The following is a 371-nucleotide window of genomic DNA, read 5'->3' as shown; positions in this document are numbered from 1 at the left end:
GAACGCGATCCGCAGGTTCTCGAATTCCTGCGCGAGAAATACCGACTGAACGATCCCGTGCCCTATCAGTATGTCCGCTGGCTGGGTGCCGCCCTTCAGGGTGATCTCGGCATTTCGCTGCGCACCAACCAGCCGGTTCTGCAGCTCGTCGGCGAAAAGCTGCCGGTCACCATCCAGCTCGCCATCATGTCGATGATCTTCGCCTTTGCGATCGGCGTGCCGATGGGCATCCTGGCGGCCGTCAAGAAGAACACGATGATCGACTATCTCGCCAACATCATCGCGCTGACCGGTCTGTCGATCCCGAATTTCTGGCTCGGCATCATGTTGATCCTCCTGGTTTCGGTCAATCTCGGCTGGCTGCCGGCATC

General features: G+C 59.3%; 1 protein-coding gene. It reads left to right on the top strand.

Features of this window, described 5'->3' with window-relative positions; translation table 11 throughout:
• Positions 1–371 (top strand): ABC transporter permease (locus tag AF337_RS28800; RefSeq protein WP_152971220.1); only part of this gene is annotated, 371 nt, incomplete at both ends.

The organism is Rhizobium ecuadorense, assembly GCF_001187535.1.
Taxonomy (GTDB): domain Bacteria; phylum Pseudomonadota; class Alphaproteobacteria; order Rhizobiales; family Rhizobiaceae; genus Rhizobium; species Rhizobium ecuadorense.
This window is presented reverse-complemented; position numbering and strand designations above follow the sequence as displayed.